The organism is Kitasatospora sp. NPDC008115, from assembly GCF_042957205.1.
GTDB lineage: Bacteria > Actinomycetota > Actinomycetes > Streptomycetales > Streptomycetaceae > Kitasatospora.
In genome coordinates this window covers 1-4943 of sequence record NZ_JBIBHU010000070.1, presented here as the reverse complement: position 1 = coordinate 4943, position 4943 = coordinate 1, and the positions used below count along the sequence as shown (strand labels likewise).

General features: G+C 69.7%; 1 protein-coding gene. It reads left to right on the top strand.

The genetic code is table 11. The annotated features are described in order from the left end of the window. Window positions 1–4943, top strand: a 4943-nt coding sequence (locus ACFZBX_RS36780) for an SDR family NAD(P)-dependent oxidoreductase (protein ID WP_391538173.1), incomplete at both ends; no start/stop codon positions are given.

Genomic DNA, 4943 nt, shown 5'->3' with positions numbered 1-4943 from the left:
ACCGACCAACACATCGACGCCCGCACCATCCCCGTCGACTACGCCTCCCACTCCGCCCACGTCGAAGTCATCCGCGACCAACTCCTCAACGACCTGAACGACATCACCCCCCAGGCCGGCCACACCCCCTTCTACTCCACCGTCACCGGCACCCTCACCACCGACACCACCACCCTCGACACCCACTACTGGTACCGAAACCTCCGCCAGACCGTCCTCTTCGCCGACACCGCCCACACCCTCATCACCGACGGCCACCACCACCTCATCGAGATCAGCACCCACCCCGTCCTCACCACCAGCATCCAGGACATCCTCGACACCACCGACACCCCCGCCCACGCCACCGGCACCCTCCGCCGCCACAAGGGCGACTGGACCCAATTCCTCACCTCCGCCGCCCAACTCCACACCCACGGTGCACTCGTCGACTGGAGCACCCACACCGCTCCCGCCACCAAGCACCCCGTCGACCTGCCCACCTACGCGTTCCAGCACCAGCGCTACTGGCTCACCCACAAACCCACTCTCTCCGGCGACGCCTCCACGTTCGGACTCGACACCACCCACCACCCCTTCCTCACCGCCAACCTCGAACTCCCCGACGACGGACGCGTCTTCACCGGCACCCTCTCCACAACCACCCACCCCTGGCTGAACGACCACGCCATCACCACCACGCCGCTGCTGCCCGGCACCGCGTTCGTCGACCTCGCCCTCCACACCGGCCACCACACCGGCCACCCCCACCTCGAAGAACTCACCCTCCACGCCCCACTCCTCCTCAACAGCACCCCCCTCGACCTCCAAGCCACCCTCACCCCCTCCGAGGACGAGCGCCGCACCCTCACCATCCGCTCCCGCCCCGACAGCGACAGTCCCTGGACCACCCACGCCACCGCCACCCTCACCACCACCAGCCCGGTCCAGGAGTCACCCGATCTATCCGTCTGGCCGCCGGCCAACGCCATCCCGGTCGACGTCTCCGACGCCTACCCGCTGCTGGCCGACCACGGCTACACCTACGGCCCCGCCTTCCAAGGCCTCACCGCCGCCTGGCGCGACGAGCACCACACCTACGCCGACATCACCCTCCCCGAGGACCTCGAAGCCGACGCCTTCGACATCCACCCCGCCCTCCTCGACGCCGCCCTCCACACCATCGCCCTCCAGGCACTGGACAACCCCAGCGGCGACCTCTCCGTCCCGTTCTCCTGGTCCGGCATCGAACTGCACTCCACCGGCGCCCGCCGCCTGCGCGCCAGGCTCACCCCGACCGCACCCGACACCGTCCGCATCCACCTCGCCGACACCCTCGGCGCCCCCGTCGCCACCATCGAGGCCCTCACCACCCGGCCCCTGCCGGCCGAGCAACTCGCCGACAGCGCCAAGCCCCTACGCGACAGCCTCTTCCACATCGAGTGGACACCCCTCACCCCGTCCTCGCCGGCGGCGGAAGCGAACTGGGCCTGGCTGGACACCGAGCACTTCCCCCTCGCCGACGGCGAAACGATCACGTCCGACCGCTACGACAGCATCACCGCACTCACCGAAGCCCTCGACAACGGCACCCCTGCTCCCGCGACCGTTCTCCTGCCGTGCGTCTTCCAGCCCCTGGCCACCGTCGAGGAACTCCACCAGGCAACCCGCCACCTGCTCACCCTGATCCAGCAGTGGCTGCTCGACGAACGCCTCACCACCACCCGCCTCGCCGTCTGCACCCGCAACGCCATCGCCACCCACCCCGACGAAGACGTCCACGACCTCACCGCCTCACCCCTCTGGGGCCTCATCCGCACCGCACAAAGCGAAAACCCCGAGCGTTTCACCCTCATCGACCTCGACACCCCCCAGACCGACCCCAACACCCTCCACACCGCCCTGGCCACCAACGAACCCCAACTCGCCATCCGCAACAACACCATCCACGCACCCCGCCTCACCCGCACCACCACCACGGACCACACCACCACCCCCGCAGCCTTCGACCCCAACGGCACCGTCCTCATCACCGGCGGCACCGGCACCCTCGGCAGCCTCCTCGCCCACCACCTGGTCACCCAGGGCCACACCCACCTGCTCCTCGTCAGCCGCAGCGGCCCCAACGCCGAAGGCGCCGACCAACTGCGCAAGGAACTGACCGACCTCGGCGCCGAGGTCACCATCACCGCCTGCGACACCGCCGACCCCGACCAACTCGCCACCCTCCTCGCCGACATCCCGGCCGAGCACCCCCTCACCGCCGTCATCCACACCGCCGGCGTCGTCCAGGACGCCACCCTGCCCAACCTCACCCCCGAGCACCTCGACACCGTCCTGAGCCCCAAGGCCGACGCCGCCTGGAACCTGCACCACCAGACCCGGCACCTCGACCTCGCCGCCTTCGTCCTCTACTCCTCCGCCGCCGGCACCCTCGGCAACCCCGGCCAGGCCAACTACGCCGCCGCCAACACCTTCCTCGACGCCCTCGCCCACCACCGGAAGGCGCTCGGGCTGCCGGCCACCTCCCTCGCCTGGGGACTCTGGGAGCAGTCGAGCAGTCTGACCGGCCACCTCAACACCAACGACCTGACGCGCATGAGCCGCACCGGGATCGCCCCCCTCCCCACGGCGGACGCCCTCGCGCTCTTCGACCACACCCTCACCACCCCCCAACCCCACCACCTCACCGCCCGCCTCAACACCACCGCCCTCCGCAACAACCCCGACCTCCCGCCCATCTACCGCACTCTCCTGCCCCTGACTTCGCCCAGGCTCCGCGCGGCAGCAGCCAACAACGGCGAGAGCGAGCAGGGCGGCCTTGCTCAGCGGCTCTCCGCGATGACCGAGCGCGAGCGTGACCAGGTACTGATCAATCTGGTCCGCGAGCAGCTCGCCGTGATCCTCGGCCATGCCAACCCCGCAGAGGTCGAAGCGGACCGCCCGTTCAAGGAACTGGGCATCGACTCCCTCACCGCCGTCGAACTCCGCAACAAGCTCAGCACCACCACCGGAATCCGCCTTCCGGCGACCCTGGTCTTCGACCACCCCACTCCCACCGCGCTCGCCAACTACCTGCGAGACCAGATGGTGAGGCCCCAGGGGACGGAGGCAGCTCCGGACAACGTGCGGGCCACGATCGAGGAACCGGTCGCTGTTGTGGCGATGAGCTGCCGCTTCCCGGCAGGCGTCCGCACGCCCCAGGAACTCTGGCAGTTGCTCGCAGCGGATTCCGACGCGATCGGCGAATTCCCCACCGACCGGGGCTGGGATCTGGAAAATCTCTACGATCAGGCCGAGGGACAACCACACAAGGTCTACACGCGGCACGGCGGCTTCCTCGAAGAAGCGGACTCCTTCGACGCCGAGTTCTTCTCCATGAGCCCTCGCGAGGCACTCGCCACGGACCCCCAGCAGCGGCTGCTGCTGGAATGCGCGTGGGAAGCAATCGAGAGTGCCGGAGTGGATCCGTCCACCCTGCGCGGAAGCCGGACCGGCGTGTTCGCCGGCGTCATGTACAACGACTACGGGACACGCTTCGCTCAGGCGCCGGACGGGCTCGAAGGATTCATGAGCAACGGCAGTGCCGGCAGTGTGGCGTCCGGTCGGATCGCCTATGCCCTCGGGCTTGAGGGCCCGGCCGTGACGGTGGACACGGCGTGCTCCTCGTCGCTGGTCTCCATGCACCTGGCCAGCCAGGCCCTGCGGTACGGCGACTGCGATCTCGCCATCGCGGGCGGCGTCACTCTCATGGCGACCCCGAACACCTTCATCGAGTTCAGCCAGCAGCGCGGCCTGTCAGCGGACGGTCGGTGCAAGCCGTTCGCCGCGAGCGCCGACGGAACCGGGTTCTCCGAGGGTGTCGGCCTGGTGGTGCTGGAGCGGTTGTCGGACGCCCAGCGCAACGGACACACCGTGCTGGCCCTCATCCGGGGCAGCGCCGTCAACCAGGACGGCGCCAGCAACGGACTCACCGCCCCCAACGGCCCCTCCCAGGAACGGGTGATCCGCCAGGCCCTGGCCAGCGCCGGCCTGACCGCCGATCAGGTGGACGCCGTCGAAGCCCACGGCACCGGCACCCGCCTCGGCGACCCCATCGAGGCCCAGGCACTCCTCGCCACCTACGGCCAGGACCGACCCACCGACCAGCCCCTGCACCTCGGCTCCATCAAGTCGAACATCGGCCACACCCAGGCCGCCGCAGGCGTCGCCGGTGTCATCAAGATGATCCTCGCCATGCGACACGGCACCCTGCCCCAGTCGCTCCACATCGACGAGCCGACCCCGCACGTCGACTGGACCACCGGCAACATCAGCCTGCTGACCGAGCAGACCCCCTGGCCGGTCACCGACCACCCCCGCCGCGCCGCCGTCTCCTCCTTCGGCATCAGCGGCACCAACGCCCACCTCATCCTCGAACAACCCGCCACCACCGACATCAGCGATCCGGAAGAGACACCCACCGACGGACCGAACGTCTGGCTGGTGTCCGGCAAGTCGGCGGACGCGTTGGCCGATCAGGCTGCTCAGCTGCACGCGTTCGCCGCCGATCGCCCCGACGTCGATGCCCGTGACATCGCCCACGCCCTGGCCACCACCCGCACCGCGTTCGAGCACCGTGCCGCCGTCATCGCCCACGACCGCGGCGAACTGCTCGACGGGCTGACCGCGCTGCAGGAGGGCCGGCCCTCACCCCACGTGGTGAGCGGTCCGACCGACCACCGGCCGCGAGGGAAGACGGCATTCCTGTTCACCGGACAAGGCTCACAACGCGCCGGCATGGGACGCGAACTGCACGCGGCATCACCCGTGTTCGCGACCGCTTTCGACCAGGCCTGCGAAGCATTCGCCCCCCACCTGCCCCACCCACTGCGCGACGTGATGTGGGCCGACCCCGACACCGACCCCGACACCGCCGCCCTGCTCCACCAGACCCACTACACCCAACCCGCCCTCTTCACCCT